Annotated in this window: 20 protein-coding genes; 15 read left to right on the top strand and 5 right to left on the bottom strand. The window is 49.6% G+C overall.

The features are described from left to right. The 3 genes from QZ311_RS01895 to QZ311_RS01885 form a co-directional block, all read left to right on the top strand. A partial coding sequence (locus QZ311_RS01895; protein ID WP_297063293.1) for a GLPGLI family protein occupies positions 1–342 on the top strand: 342 nt, incomplete at its 5' end. Between the two features lie 191 nt (positions 343–533). Next, positions 534–1391 (top strand): GLPGLI family protein, encoded by an 858-nt coding sequence (locus QZ311_RS01890; RefSeq protein ID WP_297063291.1) that lies wholly within the window; start codon positions 534–536, stop codon positions 1389–1391. A 52-nt stretch (positions 1392–1443) separates the two neighbouring features. Beyond that, positions 1444–4068, top strand: a complete 2625-nt coding sequence (locus QZ311_RS01885; protein ID WP_297063289.1) for a carboxypeptidase-like regulatory domain-containing protein — start codon at positions 1444–1446, stop codon at positions 4066–4068. Between the two features lie 21 nt (positions 4069–4089). Here the strand turns inward: QZ311_RS01885 and QZ311_RS01880 are convergent, their stop codons facing one another. Together QZ311_RS01880 and QZ311_RS01875 are read right to left on the bottom strand one after the other, a co-directional pair. Beyond that, complete coding sequence (locus QZ311_RS01880; protein WP_297063287.1) at positions 4090–5478, bottom strand: right-handed parallel beta-helix repeat-containing protein; 1389 nt, start codon at positions 5476–5478, stop codon at positions 4090–4092. 60 nt (positions 5479–5538) lie between these two features. Further along, positions 5539–6777, bottom strand: a complete 1239-nt coding sequence (locus tag QZ311_RS01875; protein WP_297063285.1) for a hypothetical protein — start codon at positions 6775–6777, stop codon at positions 5539–5541. A 117-nt stretch (positions 6778–6894) separates the two neighbouring features. On the opposite strand from QZ311_RS01875, the gene QZ311_RS01870 reads away from it, so the two are divergent. After that, the gene (locus tag QZ311_RS01870; RefSeq protein WP_297063283.1) at positions 6895–7743 is read left to right on the top strand and encodes a phospholipase A; all 849 of its coding nucleotides are present in this window, start codon (positions 6895–6897) and stop codon (positions 7741–7743) included. A gap of 214 nt (positions 7744–7957) precedes the next feature. Here the strand turns inward: QZ311_RS01870 and QZ311_RS01865 are convergent, their stop codons facing one another. The 3 genes from QZ311_RS01865 to QZ311_RS01855 form a co-directional block, all read right to left on the bottom strand. After that, positions 7958–9082 (bottom strand): hypothetical protein, encoded by a 1125-nt coding sequence (locus tag QZ311_RS01865; RefSeq protein ID WP_297063281.1) that lies wholly within the window; start codon positions 9080–9082, stop codon positions 7958–7960. A 689-nt stretch (positions 9083–9771) separates the two neighbouring features. After that, positions 9772–10281 carry a thiol peroxidase gene (gene tpx, locus QZ311_RS01860; RefSeq protein WP_297063279.1) on the bottom strand — a complete coding sequence of 170 codons (510 nt, stop codon included), beginning with the start codon at positions 10279–10281 and terminating at the stop codon, positions 9772–9774. A gap of 41 nt (positions 10282–10322) precedes the next feature. Then, positions 10323–11453, bottom strand: coding sequence for a hypothetical protein (locus QZ311_RS01855; protein WP_297063277.1), 1131 nt, complete (start codon positions 11451–11453; stop codon positions 10323–10325). 235 nt (positions 11454–11688) lie between these two features. Between QZ311_RS01855 and dtd the strand changes: the two genes are divergently transcribed. From dtd to QZ311_RS01800, 11 genes are all read left to right on the top strand, one after another. Further along, positions 11689–12141, top strand: a complete 453-nt coding sequence (gene dtd, locus QZ311_RS01850; RefSeq protein WP_297063275.1) for a D-aminoacyl-tRNA deacylase — start codon at positions 11689–11691, stop codon at positions 12139–12141. A gap of 2 nt (positions 12142–12143) precedes the next feature. After that, positions 12144–12503 carry a nucleotide pyrophosphohydrolase gene (locus tag QZ311_RS01845; RefSeq protein WP_297063273.1) on the top strand — a complete coding sequence of 120 codons (360 nt, stop codon included), beginning with the start codon at positions 12144–12146 and terminating at the stop codon, positions 12501–12503. Positions 12504–12616: 113 nt separating this feature from the next. Then, positions 12617–13501 (top strand): deoxyribose-phosphate aldolase, encoded by an 885-nt coding sequence (deoC, locus tag QZ311_RS01840; protein WP_297063272.1) that lies wholly within the window; start codon positions 12617–12619, stop codon positions 13499–13501. 130 nt (positions 13502–13631) lie between these two features. Continuing rightward, entirely contained in the window at positions 13632–14189 is a 558-nt protein-coding gene (locus QZ311_RS01835; protein ID WP_297063269.1) for a CD225/dispanin family protein, read from the top strand. Positions 14190–14228: 39 nt separating this feature from the next. Beyond that, on the top strand, positions 14229–14642 hold the full coding sequence (locus tag QZ311_RS01830; RefSeq protein WP_297063267.1) for a DUF2752 domain-containing protein: 414 nt from the start codon (positions 14229–14231) through the stop codon (positions 14640–14642). Between the two features lie 5 nt (positions 14643–14647). Continuing rightward, a complete protein-coding gene (locus QZ311_RS01825) occupies positions 14648–16693 on the top strand; it encodes an HDIG domain-containing metalloprotein (protein WP_297063265.1) in 2046 nt (681 codons plus the stop codon). Between the two features lie 32 nt (positions 16694–16725). Then, positions 16726–19053, top strand: a complete 2328-nt coding sequence (locus QZ311_RS01820; protein ID WP_297063263.1) for a glycoside hydrolase family 3 N-terminal domain-containing protein — start codon at positions 16726–16728, stop codon at positions 19051–19053. A 90-nt stretch (positions 19054–19143) separates the two neighbouring features. After that, positions 19144–20193, top strand: a complete 1050-nt coding sequence (locus tag QZ311_RS01815; RefSeq protein WP_297063259.1) for a glycosyltransferase family 4 protein — start codon at positions 19144–19146, stop codon at positions 20191–20193. A gap of 64 nt (positions 20194–20257) precedes the next feature. Continuing rightward, on the top strand, positions 20258–21265 hold the full coding sequence (locus QZ311_RS01810; RefSeq protein ID WP_297063257.1) for an NAD-dependent epimerase/dehydratase family protein: 1008 nt from the start codon (positions 20258–20260) through the stop codon (positions 21263–21265). Further along, a complete protein-coding gene (locus tag QZ311_RS01805; protein WP_297063256.1) occupies positions 21262–22014 on the top strand; it encodes a WecB/TagA/CpsF family glycosyltransferase in 753 nt (250 codons plus the stop codon). The genes QZ311_RS01810 and QZ311_RS01805 overlap by 4 nt, the downstream gene beginning before the upstream one ends. Before the next feature lie 172 nt (positions 22015–22186). Then, positions 22187–22612: a SoxR reducing system RseC family protein gene (locus tag QZ311_RS01800; RefSeq protein ID WP_297063254.1), complete on the top strand. Its 426-nt coding sequence runs from the start codon at positions 22187–22189 to the stop codon at positions 22610–22612. The last annotated feature ends 3 nt before the right edge of the window (positions 22613–22615 follow it).

Below are 22615 nucleotides of genomic sequence, written 5' to 3'. Positions count from 1 at the left end.
AGGGGACGCAACTGGACTGCATGGTACACCGAAGAGATACCGATTACAGACGGGCCGTGGAAATTCGGTGGCTTACCCGGATTGATTCTTAAAGTAGAGGATGATAAAAAGGAGCATATTATGGAGGCTTTACAGGTGAGAAAGCATGATGCCGACTTATCTTATTTCATCCGGTCATTCCTTATAAAAACCGACAGAGAAAAATTCAACGAGATGTATAAGGAATACAAGACAAACGCAGGCTCTTTCCTATCCGGTTCGCCAAATATGCCTACAAAAGCTGACGGTTCACCCGCTATCGGCAATAAGCGACTGTTTTTCAATCCTCTTGAGCTGGAGTAATCCGGCTGTACTGTGAAAATTTAGTGTCTGTCAAGAATCATGGGACAACCATACTAAATTCGTTGGGAATATTTGTTATTATGAAATAAACTATTTATATTTGCAAACGAGCGATATAATCATTTCACCAATTATAGTTATACATTCACAAACGAACCGACATTTCACACATAACATCATTCCCACGAACCATGAAACTCATAGTCAACATCACATCAATCATGCTGCTTATCCTTAGTGCAATAGGCAGTATTGAAGCCCAGAGCCAGACTTCTAACAGAGGTTCACAGCCTGCAAAACTTAGTAAGGTGCAGTTTGTCGATAATAGTTTTATGGAATGTGTCTATGAACATTCTAATTACGACCCTTTTTTTGATGAAACAAATATTGAAGATTGGGTTCTGGAAATCGGACGTAAAGCAAGCAAATATGGAAACTATAACGAATATAGACTTGATTCTATATTTGTGGCAGATTATAATGGGAAACCGACTTATGATGAGTTCGATGAGGTTTATAAGAAAGTAGGATCTTGTTCTCTTACGGAAACATTAAAAATCTTCAATGAAAACAAATTGAATCATTATGAGGGTATTTTCGGAGATAATTATGTCTACACGGAAGAACTTCCGGAGTTTGACTGGAAAATCTCAAACGAAACTGATGAAATATGCGGATACAGATGCAGGAAGGCTACTGCCGAATTCAGAGGGCGCACATGGGACGCATGGTACGCCGAAGAGATTCAGATAAGCAATGGACCTCTAAAATTCGGAGGGTTACCCGGACTTATTCTGAAAATCGAGGACGAGAAAAAAGAACATATATTCGAGGCAATCCAATTACGTAAAAGCAATAAGGATTTCGGCTATCAATTAAGATCATTCCGTATTCCTACCGACCGTAAGACATTCAATAAGATGATGTATGACTTCAGTACAGATGTCATAGGTTTCCTCGGTGGGGAGCTTCCTGCTGCTGTAAAACCCGATGGGACTCCTGCCGTCCCCCACCGTCGCCTTTTCTACAATCCTGTGGAAATAGACTGATTCATAAGCTTCATAAGCACCCTAATCTCTCATATTTTTAACGAATCTCACTTTGAAAAGTCCACGCCACATCTACCGACTGCTATGGATAGTGATTCTCCTCACTGTTCACGGCACAGTTGCAGCCCAATGGAAAGTGAGCGGCCGCGTCGCCGACAAGTCAGGCGAACCGCTTCCCGGGGTCGTAGTCTCGATGTCGGATACAGCGGGCAAGATGCTGGCATTCTGTTCGACAGACGGCAATGGCAATTTCAGGCTCAGCCTTTCGGGAAAACCGGCCGCCGACAGCCGTGTAAACTTCTCGCTGCTCGGATTTTCGACAGCCACTTACTCCATAGGCCGGATGCGCGAAGGGATGAAAGTCGTCCTCTCCGAAGCTCCTCTCGAACTGCGGGAAGTCATCGTGAAAATCCCTCCGATAAAGAGCCGAGGCGACACTCTGACCTACGATGTGGGATCGTTCCGCTCCAAGGCCGACCGCAACATAGAGGATGTCATCAAGAAGCTCCCCGGAGTCGAAGTCAACGAAAACGGCGGTATTTCATATAACGGCGAGAGAATCAACCGATTCTATATCGAAGGTCTCGACGTGGTCGGAGGACGCTACGCCATCGCCACCCGCAACATATCGCCCGACGACATTCTTTCAGTCGAAATCTATGAGAACCACCAGCCAAAACAGGTGTTGAAGAATATCGACATCACAAATAGGGCCGCACTCAATCTGAAGATGAAGCGCAAAAGCATGCTGAAACCTGTCGGTAACGTGAAAGGGGGTGCAGGCGCTGACGATGACGGCAACACAAAATGGCTCGGCGAGGCTTTCGGAATGTTTATCGCTCCGTCGACACAGCTGATGGTTACAGCCAAAGCAAACAACTGGGGCAGCTCGTATGGCAATGAGACGAAATCGCTCATTGCAGAAAGCAGCGACAAGAGTTCGATTGCGAGCAACCTCTACGGCTCGACTCCATTCGGAGAAGCCAAAATCCCGTCTGAACGCTATTTCGACAACCGCTCCGCAACAGTCTCGGTCAACACCATCAAAAAAATCGGGAAATACGGCAAACTCAATTTCACGGCCGACTATACCGACGAGGACAACCGCACGGTAAACACCGAGTCGATCACCTACAGCAACGGCGACGACCCTGCAATCGATTTCTATGAGAGAATCGAGAGCAACCCTCATGCTCAGGAAGCGAAGTTCAGCGTAAAAATCGAGAATAACGCCCCGACGGGATTCATCTCTGACAAATTTTCGTTTCGCGGACGCTTTGCCGACAACAGTTACTCCATCATTAACTCCGGGGATGTGATGCAGGATTCACGCACCGATGACTATAATTTCGCCAACAGTCTTGATGTCACCATCCGCAAAGGGAAGCGCATCGTATCGTTTCAGTCTGACATTGCGGTGGTCAACACACCTGTCAGCCGCATAGGAGCGGCCGACGGAGGTGTCGCACTCCTCTCACAGCGAGGAAGCGCCCTGTCGTTCACGACGACCGAAAAAATAGGCCATTCGTGGATGATTGACAATAATTCGACCCTCGGAGTGAATCTGCGTTTCGAGTCGGCCTACGACAGATTCAAATCCGGTTTCAGCGCCGGAAATTCATCCTCAGCCAACAATGTGAACGGCTATGACCTCCAGACCATCGTCGAACCCGAATACAGATACCGCCCCGGGCCGAAATTCAATCTGAAAGTGCTCGTGCCGGTGACGCTGACCGCAATGCGGTTCTCCGACCGTCTGACCGACAGCAGATATCCGCTCAACAAAACGGATTTCGGGGTAAGGACCGTGGTCAATTTCAAACCGACGGCCAAAATCAACACCACCCTTAGCCTCGGCAGAAGCGTCAGGCTTGGCGGAATCAAGGACTATATCACCAACCCGGTCTACATCACCTACCGCCAGCGCACCACCTTCGGCTCAGGGACGCTCAACAGCACCGAGAGCTACAGCGCCACAGCCAATCTGAATTTCCGCGACCCGATCAGAGCGATTTTCATCACTTTCACCGGTCTCTACCGTTTCGGCCACTGCAACCGCATCAGCGGCAGCAATGTGACTGCCGACAATGTCAGCTCGACGGTCAACAATCTCCGCAACCGCAACGATATGCTCAACGCAACACTGTCGGTGTCGAAAAACATGCGTCCGTGGCGCACGACCTTCACTCTCGATGGAAACGTGAACTCGTTGCATCGCAAGGTGCTCCGGCAGCAGAAACCCTACACAGTGGGCAATCTCATCTACAAACTTCACGGAGCAATCAGCAGCACCCCGTTTAACGGCGCAATCGACCTGTCGCTCAATGCGTGGTACACACGCTCTGTCCAGAAAATCACCGCCATCGCAATGCGCAACAATGTCAACGACATCGTGGCGCAGGCTTCGCTGTCGGTGCATCCTGTAAAGAGTTTTGAAATATATGCGTCGGGCTACTGGAATCACGTCGTTGTCGTCAACGGCATCTCCAAAGAAAGCCTGTTTGTCGGAGGCGGAATGAGATATCACACCGGCCACTTCGATTTCGAACTCAGTGGCAAGAATCTGACCAATTGCCGTTCGTATTCCTACAGCTATTTCTCGGAATCCGACATCTACAGCTACACATTCTCACTGCGCCCGATTGAGTTTCTGGCGACAGTCAAATATACGTTCTGACCATTATGGCGTAGCTGTAAATCACTCCTCCTTAGCGGCCTGATATGCACCGAGGTTTGGATTCGGGCCACGGTCCACACCGTAGAAATCCAGACGCCCCTCTTCAGGGATGAGAGCCGTGTAGCCAACTCCGATTGCAGGGGATTCGGGCTGCAGACGGTAGTCGAAATAATAATCGTTTCTGACGGTATAATAGAGAGGATCCTCACCCCAAAGGCAGTCGATGAAATTGTCGTCGTCGCTGCCGTTGCTCTTAAGCAGACAGCGGTGGATAGTGACCGCGCTCCCACTAAGATCGCCCGGCGAGAGGTCTGTCCCGTTGCCATAGAAAATGCAGTTGCCGAACGATGCTTCGAGCAGTGGCATGCCCGAACCGTTGTCGCTCTCGGTGTCATAGTGATAGAGCTGCACCGACGCGCCGCCGAGTCCGGCAAAAAGATAGTAGTTGGCAAATGTGCAGTTGCTGATTTGAGCCTTTCCGCCCATGAGAGCTATCACACCCTCGGCAGCCTCGGCCACCTCGCAGCCAGTAAGAGAAATGTCGGCGTAACGGCTCACGAGCGAGTAGCCGGCACTGTTGCGCAGACGGCAGTTGAGCATGCTGACCTGCGAAAGCGAGTCGGCGAGCACACCGGCCACGGTATTGCGCACAATCGTGTGGCTCAACCTGTTGCCACGGCTCTCAGGCGCGAATGTCAGCCCCTTCCACTGCGAGGCCATGAGGTCGAATGAAATATCGCCCACGACATTGCCTGTGCGGTCACCTGCCATGTTGACCGGACGTTGCGGAGTCCCCTCGGTGACCAGAGTCCCCTCGACACGCATGAAAGCCTTGTCGTGGAAATGAAGCACCGCGCCTTCGGCTATGGTAAGTGTAGCTCCGGGTGCGACAACAAGCGAATCATAAATCTGATATGGATAAGTGGCGTCGAAACGGCTGTCGGAATCTATCACGAGACCATGAAGGCGTTCGACATCCTGACCCGACGCATTGAGCACCACACTGCGGGTCACTCCGTTGGTTGTAAAATCAATCACGTCGTTGAAATCCGTCAGCTCCGGAAGACCGTTGGGGCGCAAAGTTGCCTCCACAAACACAAAAATCGAGTCTTTCGGACGAATCTCGACATTCTGGAAACTCGTACCCGAAAAACCGTCGACATTTATGCGGAATGCACCGTCGCCACCGCGGAGAGCTATATTACTGATGCTTATTATCTTATCATGGCGGTTATAGACCATGAACCGGCTTGTGGGCGTAGGCTCGCCAGTAAAGACCACGCCAAGCTTGAGCGTATCGACCGAAAATTCGGGCTGCGCCGAAGGCGACGTGTCGATTCCGTCCTCGATACAGCTGACAGAGGCCGAGAGGACTATGAAAATAAAAACTATGCGGAGGAGTGTTTTCATTCGGTAAAAAGGTGTAATTGCTTTTTACCTAACGCAGAAACAATTGGATTATTGCATCGTTTACCGTCGTGGCCGAGGCCTCATCACAGCACTTTCATCATCAGCCGTGACTTTCTGCTCTTCATCCATACGCTGCAACCGCTTATCGGGAAGCGGAATACGTCTTTGTGGCGATACGGACAGCGGATCAGCATTGCGCACTGATGCTTTGTCGGCCGGCCCGGGCATCACCTTGGCTGTATCCGCCACATTACCCCCGTCAGAATTCCCGCTGCCAAAGAAACGCGCAAGGCGCGACCTCACACTATCGCCGGCAGCTGTGGCCGAATAGCCACGGTAGACCTGATTGCCGAGACTGTCGGCCACGATGAAATAAGGCACACCCGGAATCTGCAAGGCTCTCACAGCAGTCCCGGCAACACCTCCGGCCACCCAGCCCTGCATCCACTTTGCGCTGTCGCGTCGTATTGCGAGCTTCCACATAGCGCTATCGCCCATGACGGCTACTTCAAGCGCCTTGAACCGGCGTTCGTGCAGTTTACCTGTGAGTTCCTTGAGCATGGTGCGGACGCTGTCGCCCTTTCCGGTCCCTGTGACGACAATCATGCTGTAGGTCTGATTCGAGGGCCAATAGCGCAGAGTCGTGTCTCGTTCGTTGAGCAGACCGCAGTTGATTGTTATCGGCTTGACCTTACCGCGAGCCGTGGACGAAACCTGTTCGCCCACCATCCCGGGATATGCACCGACAACCCACGACGGACGAGCCTCCGGTTTTAATATATTGACAAGCGAGTCGGCTTTAAGCTCATAGCCTCTTGCGTTAAAGCGTGTCACCAGAAGCATCGCCGACGACACACGGCCGGGATGAGCCATCACCTCATCGGCGACAAGCCTGTTGATTGCGGCCACATCGCCGCTCCGCAGCATGGAATCATTCTCCGTGACAAAACGCGCGTATTCTTCCGAAGCTTCATTGCCCTTGATTTTAAGGACACCGGGCTTCTCAAGATCCATTTTCACCTCAAGTTCATCGCCATTCTGCGCGACACACATGAAGAGCGGCTCGCCGGCGGTCGTGAAGACCTCGACAAGAGTCGGTTCTGACGCCACTCCCCTCAACGACACTTTCCCATCGACAGGATGAAAACCGGAGTGCTGCATGCTCCGGGTGGTGTAATACATCTCCACACCCTCAGAGCCAAGCCCCCGGATCTCACAGTTAATCACAAACTCTTCGTCGTTGCCACACGAGGTCATCGAGACCAGCAACATGATGATTAATATATGAATATAGCGCATGTCCGCAAAATTACTAAATTTTCGCTATATTTGCACTCTTATTCAGAAGCTGTTTGAAATTTCTTTCAAACCAACCCAACGGACACAACTATTTATCCCTCCAATCAGACCACATTGATGAAAACGCTACTGCGATTCACTCTTATAATGACATTGTGCATAGCCGGTTTCCACACTGGTGCAAACGCACAGATTGTAAGCATCGGAAACGACAGCATAAACACCGACAGCGTAAGACGCGCATTTGACGACGGACCTTACTTCGGGCTGTACAAGGACAATTACTTTATCGTAGGTGTTCCGGTCGGTGAAAAAATAACCCGGCAGAACAGCAATATCAAATTCCAGATATCCATTGCCCAACGCCTCACCCGCAGCTCGCTGCCGTTCGGGACATATCTCTATCTATTCTATTCCCAGAAGTGTTTCTGGAACATATTCGAGGACTCGATGCCTATGACCGACCTCAACTTCAACCCCGGTATCGGCCTGACAAAGCCTCTCTTCGTAAAGGGACGCTTTGTCGGCAAAGTCAGCCTTATAGCCGAACACGAATCAAACGGCCGCGACGGAGCTGCCTCCCGTTCGTGGAACAGAATCAGTCTCGCCGGAAGTATCATGATCGACCCTCACATACTCGTCCACAGCAAAGTGTGGCTTCCGATAATCGACGGTTCTGAAAACAAAGACATCCTCGATTATTGCGGCATCTATCAGATAGGCACTTCCGTGACTTCGACCAACGGACGCATGGGGCTTGCCGTAAATCTCGTAAAACGCAAAGGATGGAGGCTAAACTACAATACGACCGTAGAATTCAACTACCGCATATTCCCGCGCGACAACCAGTATCTTTTCGTTCAGTACTACAACGGATATGGCGAAGGCCTCCTCGCCTACAAGGAATTCCACTCGATGCTGCGCGTAGGCCTCGTCATCAAACCCAAACTCTTCAGCGACTATTGACCTGCCGACACCATCGACCAATCAAACAGAACGGGCGTGTGTCATAATGCCCTGACAAAAAGACTTACCCCTGCTACAACTTCTGTGGCAGGGGTAATTTCTTCAAACAGGGAGTATTGATACATACCGGTAAACCGGTGTGTTCTTTCTGTCACTTACTCTTAATAATTCAAAAACGGTGTGCATCGGCACGAAGTCCATGCATAGATGCCTGTCATTGCTTATCTTCTCTGATTACGATAAAGCAGATATCGCCGAAATGCTCTTTACCCACTTCCTCGCCTTTAAGGATAGGGGGTATGGAAATCATGCCTTTCGATTCCATTATATCAAGCAGATCCCACATCACTTCGTGGTAGAAAATTATTTGCGATAATTTTTCGGAATAAATGCCGTGCGATTTGCTCCAAGTGCGACAGTAGCTCTTTACGGCTTCGCTTAGTCTTGTCGTAATACTCTTGCAAAGAAGATCTATATCATCCTTGCCGCCCACACGCATCACAGGAATCAGTATTTTGCCATTTTCATCAGCGAGTCCCCATCCCTTGACGGCATCAATGACTTCTTTATTTTCAATCCGTTTGCCGTTGGTCCTTCCTACTTCTTTCGCGAAAGAGAAAAGTTTTCCTGAACTCATCCAATAGCCCAATTCATCCGTCCAGTTCTGATATACGGTTCCAAAACCGTTTGTCCCGATTTTGACATGGTCGCGTGGATAATACATTGCCCAATATGCTCCCGACCATGTCCCGTGATTTTCAAAGCTTTTAGCTACAGGCAGCCTTTCGTCATCCCAGATGTAGGTGTCAAGCAAGTAAGAGAAAACAAGGCTAAAGGTCTGTTTTGAATATCCTGCTTTATCAAAGGCTGAAATCAACTGCGATATTTCAGGTTTAATCACCGGGAATATACTGTCAGCAAACGCCTTGGACTGAAGCCTGATAGTCCGCGTCTCCGCTTTCCCGAAAATAGGCATTAAAGTTTTGTATACGCCCTTATCTGACGAAAGTAAGTCTCCGACTTCAAGTAATCTCAGCTGACTTCTATTATATTGAATCCCAAGAGAGTCCAGTTTTCCGGTCGTACCCGGCTCCACAAAAGCACATAGGATATCCCAGTTGTTATCGGTCAGATACTGTGACGGATGGAAGGTGCTATACGCACAAAACGCCGATGTATCAAACGATTTATAGGGCCGGCCGATAATGCTGTCATGCTCCTGACCATATACGTCAAAAGGTATGGAAACCGTCAAAAGGACTAAGATTACGCAGACGCTTCTCGCCGAGGCTGCAATAAGAGCCTTTAATGACAGCGTGTTACAAAATATATTTTTCATTGTCTTAAGATATTATTCCACTGGCACAATGGAGAGATTGGTTAATACACAGGATACGTGAGCCGCCCATGACATCTCTTGCATCAAATGAAAATTCTCTACATTTCCAGTCTATAAGATGAGCATGACGCTTATTTCTAAATGTCGCGGGCTCACATCCGTCAAGTCCACTCGCAAAATTAAACAATACTGTTGAAAAGCAAAACATTTCTCATTGAAAATTCGCAAATTACCGTGGACATCTCTCAATCACATCTGCAATGCCGTCATTTTCGATTAACTTTTTTGCTCATCTGTAACTTTTTACGTAAATTCGCGTCTAATAAGAAAACAACTTCAAAATCTCCGCATTATGTTTCTGGGCATGCCTTGGTATTATTTCATCTTATACATAGTCTTCGGGACTCTTATTCTTTGGATTTCTGACAAGTTCCAAATTATTAAGTCGAAACCGTTGCGTTACTTCATCGTCTTTTTGGTCTATACACTGATTTGGTGGATAATCTACGACCTCATTCATACTTGAAATGATTCGCTGAACTAATCTAATCTTGATTTTACGAGAATATTGATTTTGCAAGAAATCAAACTAATTATAGGATTTCACACGTTGAACAGAAAAACAGAGCGTCCGCCATGCTGTTTCAGTCGGGCGGACGCTCTGTTGTTTGTTTATTCTATTGATAAAATCATACTTCCTTTTTAAGCACCTTGAGTGCGGCGTCATAGTCAGGCTCGTTGGTGATTTCCTCAACAAGATCACGGAAAACCACACGACGGTTCTCATCAAGGACAAGGACGCAGCGGGCGAGCAATCCGGCAAGTGGGCCATCAACGAGCTGCACTCCATATTTCTGTCCGAACAGCGGCGAACGGAACGCCGAACCGAAAACTACATTCTTGATATTCTCGACTGTGCAGAACCGTCCCATAGCGAAAGGAAGGTCCATTGACACGCAGATTACCACAACGTCGTCAAGCTTGGCAGCTTCCTGATTGAAACGACGGACACTCATGGCACACACCGGAGTGTCGAGGCTCGGGAAAATGTTGAGAACTACACGCTTTCCTGTAAAATCAGTGCAAAGCAACTGCGACAAATCCGCGCCTGCAAGATGAAAACAGGGAGCAGTCTCGCCAATCGAAGGTACTGTGCCGCAAGTATGACACGGCTGGCCTTTAAAAAATACGGTTTCCATTATTCTGTAGTTTTTATTATTTCATTACTAACTTATAGTGTCTATTCGACAAGAGCCATCGTCTGTAGAACAACGTTTCCAATCTCCTTGTTGAATCCAAGCACAACATTTTTTACTTTTCCGGTGCTGTCTGCCATAATTACTACCGGCATAGAAGCCACACCGCAGTCGCGGGCAAGCGATTTGCCGTTCATCAGGAGATGCTCTCCGGGACGTATCGAGGGAATGACACCTTCGATTGCATCAATATTCGTCGAGTTGAACACCCAGATGACATCGGCTTGAACAGGCAGACGGTCGACAGCCCCCCTCACGCCTTCCACCAGCTCGGCATTGAATCCTGCCGATGGGTCGAGAAGCGCAATGACAGTCGGGGCAGCAAAGTTGTCGCCTCGATGATAAGTGTAGCGCTCGCCGGTAGTGGTCGGGAGCGAAAATGTAGGCAATTGTGTCCCGGCAAGATTCTCAATACGGAAATTGTTCTCCCTGTATTTCTCAAACACCTCCGGATAAAGCGCCATAAGCGCCTCCTCGCCCAGTTCGGGACAGTGCATCTCGGCCGGATAGCGATAACTTACGAACATTGACTGCTCCGTTATCTGCCCCGGATTACTCTCGGTGTCAATACGTAGCGGCATCATGGTCGAAGCATCGAACAGGAATCTTTTTTCCATAGCGGTGACATCGTCGACTTTCATCACGGCTGTTATTTCCACAGCCTTCTTGCCGTCAAAAGCCACGTCGGGTTTAACGCTGAGCGTATATCGCCCGTCCTGTTCCATTTTAGAAAGCTCCTTGGCTATATAGCTTGGATAAAGGTCGGTAAACTGCGCGTTGCCCTGCACCCCGGTCGAATTGCCTCGCGACATGAACGGAATCGAGTCCCATTCCATATGGTATTCCTGCAGACGCTCGTTGCGATAACGGTAATGATGACCGTCGAAATACGCCGAAAATCCTTTCACTGTGCCTGACGGCGTTTCCAGCCCCCATTCGGTAAGATAGGAGCATGGCGACAATTTGTCGGCAGGAGTCGGCGCAGAAGCGAGGCTGACTTCGTAGACCACATCTTTGTCACTCTGCGGAAGCGACACATTGAAACTTGCATTGGCCTCATAGCAGCCCGTCTTTTCCAGAGCTGCCACAACGTCAGCAATCCCTTGGGCTGACATGCCCAAGGGACCTAACGCTGCTAACACCATTAACAATCTTGATTTCCCTTTCATAAACAATAGTTGACGTACATATCTAATAACGTTATTTTTCTCAAATCAGTTCACAGGAGGCGAAAAAAACGGGAATTATAATCCTCATCTTATAGACGAAAGCGGGGATTCTTACTTGGTTACCCTGATTTTTCAGTCCTTTCAGAGAGATAATCCGATTTATTTTGTAAATTTGCGGATTATGAAGTTAGTAATTCAACGTGTCATTGAGGCTTCCGTAAGCATAGGCGGGGAGCTTCACAGCGCTATCGGCCAAGGACTGATGGTACTTGTCGGCGTGGCCGAGGGTGATACCCCCGACGATGTGCGTTGGCTTGCATCGAAATGTGTTGCAATGCGTATTTTCTCCGACGATGCCGGAGTGATGAACCGCTCTCTCGCAGATGTCGACGGCGAATTGCTTGCAGTCAGCCAGTTCACACTCTGCGCCTCGACCAAGAAAGGGAACAGGCCAAGCTATATACGTGCGGCCGGCCACGACCTTGCAATACCCCTGTATGAAATGTTTTGCGACGAATGCTCTTCGCTTCTTGGAAAAGAAGTTAAAAAGGGGGTATTCGGGGCAGATATGCAAGTATCACTTGTGAACGACGGCCCTGTTACAATTGTTATAGATTCAAAACTAAAGGATTGACTATGAATTTCACACCTACGGCCGACGACTCTATTTCGCTGCGTTCGCTCCAGACGGTAGTCGATGAATGGATTACCACTGTCGGAGTCCGCTACTTCTCGCCTCTTACCAACATGGCTATACTTGCAGAGGAAACCGGAGAAGTGGCACGGCTGATGGCACGGACATATGGCGACCAGTCGTTTAAAGAAGGTGAAAATCCCGATGCGCTCGCCGACGAACTTGCCGACCTGCTCTGGGTGCTGACTGCCATAGCAAACCAGACCGGCACAGACCTGACCGAAGCATTCCGGCGCAATATCGAAAAGAAGACTGCCCGCGACACTCTGCGCCATGCCTCAAACCCCAAATTAAAGCTCTGACCTCTGACCGCATGAACGCCGGGCATGCCTAATACTTACGAATATATCTGTTGTTTTATTAAAACAGCATACTTATAATTTACCTAATACCCTAAACTTAAATAATAATCATCATGGATAAATATCAACAAGTCCTTGCTGACAGCCGCGTCACTACATCTGATGCAGAAGTCGCTGCAAAAGTCAATGAAATCCTTGACAAGCATCTCGCAGAGAACAACACTCCTGAAGTTCTCAAAAAAATATTCAACTCCATAGACCTCACCACTCTGAAATCAACCGACTCGCAGCGGTCTGTAGCAGATTTCACCGAGAGAGTCAACGCTTTCGCCCACGAACATGCCGACCTTCCAAACGTGGCAGCCATCTGTGTTTATCCCAATTTCGTTCCTATCGTGCGCACGGTGCTTGACTGTTCAGATGTCGACATCGCTGCTGTCGGAGGATGCTTCCCGAGCGCCCAGAGCTTCATCGAAGTCAAGGTAGCCGAAGTAGGCCTTGCAGTCGAAGCCGGAGCTGACGAAATCGATGTGGTGCTCGGACTCGGTGATTTCTTCGATAAAGACTATGAGGAAGTATGCGACCAGCTTTCGGAAATGAAACACTCCTGCCGTGACTCCCTCATGAAAGTCATCCTTGAGACAGGCGCACTCAAGACAGCCGAAAACATCCGCAATGCCTCAATCCTCTCACTCTACTCAGGAGCAGACTTCATCAAGACCTCAACAGGCAAGGAATATCCCGGAGCATCGCTCGAAGCCACCTACATCATGTGTGAGTGCATCAAGGAATATTACGAAAAGACCGGACGCATGGTAGGATTCAAGGCAGCCGGCGGTGTATCGACCACCGAAGACGCCCTGAAATACTACACAATCGTGAAAACAGTCCTTGGCGACCAGTGGGTTGAAACCAACGAATATTTCCGTCTCGGAGCATCACGACTCGCCAATGCCGTCCTCTCCGACATACTCGGTGAAGAAACAAAATTTTTCTAACCGCATATTGATGCAGCCACGCTGCATCGGAATCTGAACACGGGGACGCCAACCCGCGCGTCCCCGCATTCAATCCTTCTCCTCATAATCCTTTATTCCACGCTAATAACACCATTTTTTATCACTACAAATGAAATATTGGATCATAATAGACAGTGTTCAGGAAGGTCCGCTCACACTTGAAGAAATCGCCTCGAAACCTGAACTCAATCCTTCGACCCCAGTATGGCATGAAGGTCTGAGCGACTGGACAACCGCAAGCGCGATTCCTGAAATTGCCGCAATCCTTTCCTCCAATAACATAAACCAAGGACACAGCCGCCCTGAGTTCACACAAAGCGACTTCTCCCGGCAGGCCAATCCCTACAGCGGATTCTACAACGGCCAGCATCCATATGGCCAGCCCTACGGCCAATACCAGTACGGCCAACCTCAGAATGACCCGAATGCAGTCCCGCCCATGCCGAACAACTATCTCATCTTGGCTATTCTGGCAACAATCTGCTGCTGCATTCCGTCAGGAATCGTCGCCATCTTCTATGCCGCGAAAGTCTCGCCCGCATACTACCGTGGAGATTACATGGCAGCTCTTGACGCATCGTCAAAAGCACAGCTATGGGTGATAATCTCGTTTGTCGCCGGACTGATATGGGCTCCGTTCTCGGTTATTTTCGGAGGGCTGCTTTAAACACACCGGTCAAAGCCCTCCAAAAACAATCTGCCAGCAATGATGTCGCCCACCGAGAGAGATTTTTCCAACAGGTTTGCCCTCTACCGCCGTCTACTCATAGCCGGAATATGCGTGGCAGCCATCGGCCTCTGCATCCTCTATCTGAAATTTGAACCGTCGTCAGGACTCTATCCACGATGCATGTTCAAAATGCTCACCGGACTCTCCTGTCCGGGATGCGGATCGCAACGAGCCATACACTCCATTTTCAACGGCGACATCAAAGAAGCCTTCAGCTATAACGCCCTTTTCATAATCGAAATCCCACTGTTGGCACTTCTGATTTTCTCACGGCTTATCGGCTCACGACATCCTCAACTCCAACGCACACTTTCCTCAAGATTTTTTATTCTCTTTATCCTCGTAACCATCATTATCTGGACCATTGTCCGCAACATCTTCGACATATGAACCCAATGCCATCGCGCCAACTTTCGCTCCGGATTCTGCTATTCCTAATTGTTGTATCGGTGACCGTCTATTTCCTGCCGCGTTCCGCCGAAAACCATTACACATTCGAGGAAGGTCGCCCGTGGAGCTATGCACTGCTGACAGCCCCGTTCGACATTCCCATACACCTTGACTCCCTGAGCGCAGCCAAGGTCAAGGACAGTATCGACGCTAATTTCGAACCGGTATTCACGCGCGATCTCACAGCCGAAAAGACCATCATCTCAGACTACACAACCCGTCTTAACGCCACAAATGATCTTGACATAACCCCGGCCCAGCGCAACCAGATAATAAAGGAGATACGCAAAGTTTACGAAAACGGAATCGTCGACCGCGACACGTATGCCAAAATTTCTTCGGGAAAACTGCCGACGGTACGTTTCATCCATGACAACGTGGCCATCAGTATTCCGACCGCCAACTACCTTTCGGCCTTCAGAGCCTACGAGCATCTCGACAGTGTGCTCAGAGACCCGAACGTCCGCAAGGCCATCTCGGCGACCAAACTCTCGCAAGAACTCCATCCGAACATTCTTGTCGACACCGTCACATCGCAACGCCTGCTCAACGAAGCTTATCAGAAAGCAATGGCCCCGGTCGGGGTCATCCAGCAAGGTGAAAGGATAATCGATAAGGGTGACATCGTGACCTCACGTCTGGCAACCGTCCTCCATACCTACGAGAAAATCGCTAACGAACGTGGCAACAGCGCCATCTCACAGCACTACTATCCAATGGCAGGACAGATTCTATATATGCTCATCCTCTACGGGATGCTGTTCGCCTATCTCTACATATTCCGACGCGACTATTTCGAGGATGACCGCACGGTCGTGTTCATCGTCACCCTCATCGGACTGTTCACCCTATTTGCCTTTGCAATGCAGGCCGGATTTTCAACCGGATTCTACATCACGCCATTCACCATAGTGCCGATTCTCGTGCTGATATTCCTCGACTCGCGCACGGCCTACTTCTGCCATGTAATCCTTGTGCTGATATGCGCTATAGTCGCATCGTTTGCCCTCGAATTCATCTTCATGCAGTTCATCGCCGGAGTCGTTGCAATCGATTCGCTCAAAGACCTTTCACGCAGAAGCCAGCTCATACGCACAGCCGCGCTCATATTCCTCGCCTACACACTCTCATATATAGCCGTCGAGGTGATGCAGGCAGGCTCACTCGCCCGCACCGAAGGACGGGTGTTCGGCTGTTTTGCCATCAATGCAATACTCATCTCGTTCAGCTACGTGCTCATGTTCCTGCTCGAAAGAATCTATGGTTTCACCTCACGTGTGACACTCGTGGAACTATCCGACATCAATAACCCACTGCTGAGGGAGCTATCCGAAGAATGTCCCGGCACATTCAACCATTCCATGGCTGTCAGCAACCTTGCATCAGCAGCCGCCTCACGAATAGGGGCAAACGTGCAGCTCGTGCGTACCGGAGCGCTGTATCACGACATAGGGAAAATCAAAAATCCGGCATTCTATACCGAAAACCAGCATGGCGTAAACCCGCACGACGCTCTTGATCCTATACAGAGCGCACGCATAGTCACCGGACATGTGAACGAGGGACTCGCGCTTGCCGAAAAAGCCAAACTTCCAACCGTAATCCGCAGATTCATCTCGGAACACCACGGAGCGGGAAAGGCACGATACTTCTACACCACTTACTGCAACGCCCATCCCGACGAGGAGGTAGATCCCGCAAATTTCACATACCACGGACCTAACCCTCAGTCAAAAGAAACCTCACTGCTGATGATGGCCGATTCCGTGGAAGCGGCATCCCGTTCAATGACGAGCCATTCACCGGAAGCAATCTCGGCGCTTGTCAACAAAATCATCGACTCTCAGATAGCCGAAGGCCTGCACAACGAATCGCCAATATCGTTCCGCGACGTCAGCACGATAAAAGAAGTGTTCGCGCAACGCCTCCGCACCATGTACCACTCACGCATATCCTATCCGGAACTGAAAAAGCCTGAGACTGCGTCATAATACTTTTTAATCTTTTCACGTCACAAACACCCATGCTACGCAATCTTCTCCTTTCCATTGCGACCGTGGCAATTCCGGCCATGGCCTACGACCCTATAACCCTTCCCGTCATACCTCCAGACCCGGAAATCGAAAAAAAGGTCTCTGAAACACTCTCGAAAATGACTCTTGAGGAAAAAATCGGACAGATGACCCAAATCCAGCTCGATATCCTCGGCGAAACAGGCCCTGACGGAAAATTCAGGCTCGTCAAGGAAAAAGTCGACACAGTGATAGGCATCTACAAGGTCGGGTCGATACTAAATGCCCCATATTCATACTGTCTCGACGCAGAATCATGGAACGTGATAATCCCACAGATACAGGAAGCTTCGATGAAATACATCGGCATCCCCTGTGTCTACGGACTTGACCAGAACCACGGCACAACATATACCAACGGCGGCACGCTGTTTCCGCAAAACCTGAACGTGGCAGCCTCGTTCGACACAGAACTTTGCAGAAAGGCAGCTGAAATCACAGCCTACGAAACGCGCGCAAGCGACTGCCCGTGGACATTCTCACCGACAATGGACCTTGCACGCGACCCGCGCTGGCCACGTTTCTGGGAAAACTACGGCGAAGACCCGCTCGTCAACGCTCTCATGGGAGCAGCGGCGGTGCGCGGTTTTCAAGGCAACGACCCCAACCATATTGACAAGAATCACATCGCTGTATCGCTCAAACATTTCATGGGCTACGGTGTCCCATTCTCGGGAAAGGACCGCACACCGGCTTACATATCACCGTCAGACCTCCGCGAAAAGCATTTCGCACCTTATCTTGAAGCCATCAAATATGGCGCGCTGACCATCATGGTCAATTCATCGTCAATCAACGGCACACCTGTCCACGCCGACCCGCTCCTTCTGACCAAATGGCTTAAGGAAGACCTGCAGTGGGACGGCCTCATCGTCACCGACTGGGCCGACATCAACAATCTATATACCCGCGAGAAAGTTGCCAAAGACAAGAAAGATGCAATCCGCATAGCAATCAACGCAGGTATTGACATGGCTATGGAGCCCTACAAGGTGGATTATTGCGACATCCTCCGTGAACTCGTCGAAGAAGGAAAAGTCAGCATGAGCAGAATCGATGACGCAGCCTCACGCGCACTCCGTCTGAAATACCGCCTCGGACTATTCGACCGCCCGAATACTCTTCTCAAAGATTATCCGAAATTCGCATCCGAAGAATTTCGAAAAGCCGCACTCGACGGAGCTGCCGAAACAATGGTGCTGCTCAAGAACGACAACAACATCCTCCCCCTCTCCAAAGGCACGCGCATCATGGTGACCGGCCCTACAGCAACTTCCATGCGCTCGCTAAACGGCGGATGGTCATATACGTGGCAGGGACATCTGAGCGACACATATGCCAAGGACTACAACACAATCCTCGAAGCCCTCACAGAGAAATTCGGAGAAAGCAACGTCACTTATGTGCCGACCGTGACATTCAATCAGGAAGGCTCATATCAGGACGAAACCGTGGCCGACTCCGAAGCGGCCCTCAAGGCTGCGGCAAATGCCGATGTGATAGTGGCATGTATAGGTGAAAACTCCTATTGCGAGACTCCGGGCAATCTGACCGACCTATATCTCTCGTCCAACCAGCGCGACATGATCAAGGCTCTTGCCAAGACAGGCAAGCCTATTGTGCTTGTCGTAAACGAAGGCCGTCCGCGAATCCTCGCCGACATCGAACCGCTCGCCAAGGGAATCATCGACATAATAATCCCCGGAAACTTCGGCGGCGACGCGCTCGCCGAACTCATGGTCGGAGAGCGCAACTTCTCAGCCAAACTCCCCTTCACCTATCCGCGCGAAATCAATTCGCTCGTCACCTATGACTATAAGGTCAGCGAAGAAGTGGGAAAAATGGAGGGAGTCTATGACTACGACGCACGCGTCAACGTCCAATGGCCCTTCGGCTACGGCAAGAGTTATACGACTTTCGAATATTCGGATCTTAAGGTTGACAAGACGGATTTTACCCCCACAGACGTGCTGACCGTAAGTGTCAACGTAACCAACACCGGCTCACGCGACGGTAAGGAAGCCGTGCTATTGTTCTCTTCAGACCTTGTGGCATCAATCGTCCCTGACAACAAACGTCTGCGCGGATTCGTCAAAATCGCCCTTATGCCGGGAGAGACACGTACAGTGAAATTCACTTTGCCGGCCACGGATCTCGCTTTTGTGAACGCTCACGGACAATGGACTCTTGAGGAAGGAGACTTCTCCATTAAAGTCGGCAATCTCTCCGTTCCGGTCCACTGCACGACAAGCTATACATGGGACAGACCTAATATCTGATGATTTATCGGTCGTTCACACAATTTTCAATCTTCTTAACCGTTTTTAAGACGTTTAACCCACTGAAAACTCCGAATAAGGATGCTTAATATGCCTAAAGTGCTTGTGCTTGCTACTTCCCGCCGTACACACGGCGGGATTTCGTCCGTAGTCATGGCCCACGAGATGGCAGATGAATGGGAAAAGTACAGCTGCCGGTGGATTGCGACACACCGCAACGGTTCTATGGCTGTCAAACTGCTCTATCTGATGACCGGTATGGCGACATATCTATGGTATCTTCCATGGTGTAAAACCGTCCATATGCACATCGGTGAAGCTCCGTCGGCAAGACGGAAATCGCTATTCATGCGACTTGCAAAACTTACGGGCAAAAAGACAATCGTACATTTTCATGCCTTTGACACCGCATCGACCATAGAAGGCCCTTACAGCTCTGTTTACAAAAAACTCTTTGACGATGCCGACAGGGTCGTAGTGTTGTCAAAGATGTGGAAACAGGCAGTATGCTCCACCTTTGAACTCGGCGACAAGGTGCGTGTGCTTCATAATCCATGTCCGAGAGTAGCCGACAATTCAGGCGAAGTTCAGAAAAAAAATATAATACTCTCGGCCGGAGTTGTCAGTCCACGCAAAGGTTATCACGATCTTATAAGAGCTTTCGCCATTATCGCACACAAATATCCACAATGGAAACTCGTGTTCGCAGGAAGCGGAGAAATCGACAACGGAAAGGCAATTGCAAGGGAATCCGGAATCGAAAATCAGGTAGAATTTCCCGGATGGGTGGCAGGCAGTGAAAAAGACAGACTGTTCAGGGAAACATCCATCTTCTGTCTGCCGAGCTATGCGGAAGGCTTCCCGATGGCCGTCCTCGACGCATGGGCCTACGGACTTCCGGTCATAGCCACTCCTGTAGGCGGATTGCCTGACATTGTCCATGACAACGAAGACATCCTGCTCTTTCAACCGGGGGATACAAACACACTTGCCGCCCAACTCGAAAGACTGATCGGTGACACGGAACTCCGACACCGAATCGAGACAGCGTCACGAAAATTTGCCAACGAGGACTTCAATATCACCACAATAGGCAGTTGCCTCGGGAACATATATGCAGAGCTTTCCGACAAGCACTGATTGACGACAATATGTCAGAAACTAAACTTATAAACTGAATATAAACATCCATACGACAATAGCTATGAGCAAAATACTTGTAACAGGCGGTTGCGGAATGATTGGCAGCAACCTTGTCAAACGTCTTGTGAAAGAAGGACACGACGTGAGCATAATCGACAATCTATGGAGAGGCAAGCTCGAATATCTCAACGACGAATCAGGCAATCCGGTCATAGACCTCGACAGCCGTTTTTTCAACATAGACCTCTCGGACACCCATGCCGATATTGATGATATTGTAAGTAGCAATGAATATGTCATCCACCTTGCCGACATAGTAGCCGGCATCGACTACGTTTTCGGTAATCAGGGAGGTCTCTTCCGTCAGAACAATCTCATAAACACCAATCTATTCACATCCGTGCGCAAAGCCGGCAAAGAACGTATCAAAGGACTGATTTATGTCGGTACGGCTTGCAGCTACCCGCTCACCAGACAAAACTCACTCGACGTAGTGCCCCTGCGCGAAGACGAGCTGTTCCCGGCTCTCCCGGAATCGGCCTACGGATGGAGCAAGCTCATGGGACAGCTCGAAATCGGCTATCTCGAAAAGGAAACCGGCATTCCATGCTGCACACTTCAGTTTCACAACGTCTACGGTTCGCCATGCGATTTCGGCGAACGCAGCCAAGTCATCCCGGCTCTCATCCGCAAAGCCATCAATTATCCGAATGAAGAATTCATCGTCTGGGGCAGCGGAAAACAGGGACGAGCCTTCCTTCATGTCAATGACGTTGTCGAAGCTCTCGTCCGCGCACTTGACAAAGGCTGGGGACACGGATGGATCCAGATCGGCCCGTCAGTGTGCACATCAATCGCTGAAATCGCTGAAACTGTCGTCAAAATCAGTGGCAAAGACATCAAGCCGTTCTTCGACACGACAAAGCCCGAAGGCGACAAAGCCCGTAGCGCCGACTATTCAAAAGCAAAAGAAATACTCGGCTGGGAACCGAGCGTGAGCCTCGAAGATGGATTGCGCCAGCAATACAAATGGGTTGAAAACGAGATTGCCAAGGCAGACAGACAATGAACGAAGATAAAAAATATTTCAATGTGCGTATCGAGTTTGACCGTGACAAACTCGACCGCACTATTTTTGAGGCCATCGAAAAAGGTATTCCCGGCTACAGCTGCTCCGTCGAGGCCAACAATCTCACCATAGCCAATCAGAATCCTGAATTTCTGAAAGTGCTCAACGGAGCGCTCGTCAACAACTGCGACGGCAGCGTACTGGCCAAAATCCTTGCATGGATTCATAAAGAGCCAATCGACAGCTACATCGGGGCAGACATATTCCTGAAATACATCGCCATGCGCCGTTTCCGCCAATTTTTCCTCGGCAACACAGAGGAAGTGCTTGCCGGACTGCGCAAGAATCTTTCGGAAATAGATCCGGCTATCAACGACATGCGGTTCGAGACTCTGCCTTTCCGCGCAGTCGATGATTTCGACTATCAGGGCATAGCCGACATGATCAATGCCGACAACCCCGACATCATATGGGTCAGCCTCGGAGCGCCGAAACAGGAAATGTTCATGGCGCGACTCAAACCATATCTCAAACGCGGAGTAATGTTCGGCTACGGTGCGATTTTCAATTTCAATGCCGGTGTGGGCGAAGTGAAACGCGCACCGAAATGGATGCTCAAACTACGCCTCGAATGGCTTCACCGCGCACTCGAACAGCCCCAGAAAAATATCCCACGCTACTGGAACTTCGTAAAGACACTTCCACGACTAATAAGCGAAGAGCGCCGGAAAGTCGCCCGCCAAGGCTGATAGCGCATATCACCATAAATCCACTTACAAATTTCCACATCTTCTTTTCCTCTGACAAAATTACAATAAGAATCGCCCTAAAAAACTGCGATAATGCAAAACTGTTTGCTGTTTTTAGAGAAAATAGTTAACTTTGCCCTCGCATACCTCAAGTGTTTTTTCATCTATTATCATGAGTAAAGAAGACGTAACCCACCGTGGAATCATCCAGAAAGTGGAGAGCAGCTCTCTTGTCATCCTTACAGAAGACGAATGCAAATGTGACGGCTGTGCCATCACTGCATTGTGTAGCAGCAAGGGAAGTGACCAAAAAGAGCTGTTGAAAATAGACACTCCTTCAGCAGAGGATTTTACAGTAGGTGAGCGTGTTGAGGTCAGTGCGACATCAAGCTCCACACTCAGAGCCTCATGGTGGGCACTCATCCTGCCAACGCTAATCTTCGGAGGAGTCATCGTCGGGCTAAGACTCGGGTTCCCTTCTCTTGGAGGGTGGTCAATCGCTCTGGGCTTTATCGCTCTCGGACTCTATGACCTCTTCCTGTATGCCAAGCGTAAGAGTCTCGCACAAAAAATCAGTTGGAAAATTAGAAAAATATGACGT

Source organism: uncultured Duncaniella sp., assembly GCF_910578445.1.
Classification (GTDB): Bacteria; Bacteroidota; Bacteroidia; order Bacteroidales; family Muribaculaceae; genus Duncaniella.
Note: the sequence above shows the minus strand (reverse complement) of the source record. Positions and strands in the feature narration are given on the sequence as shown.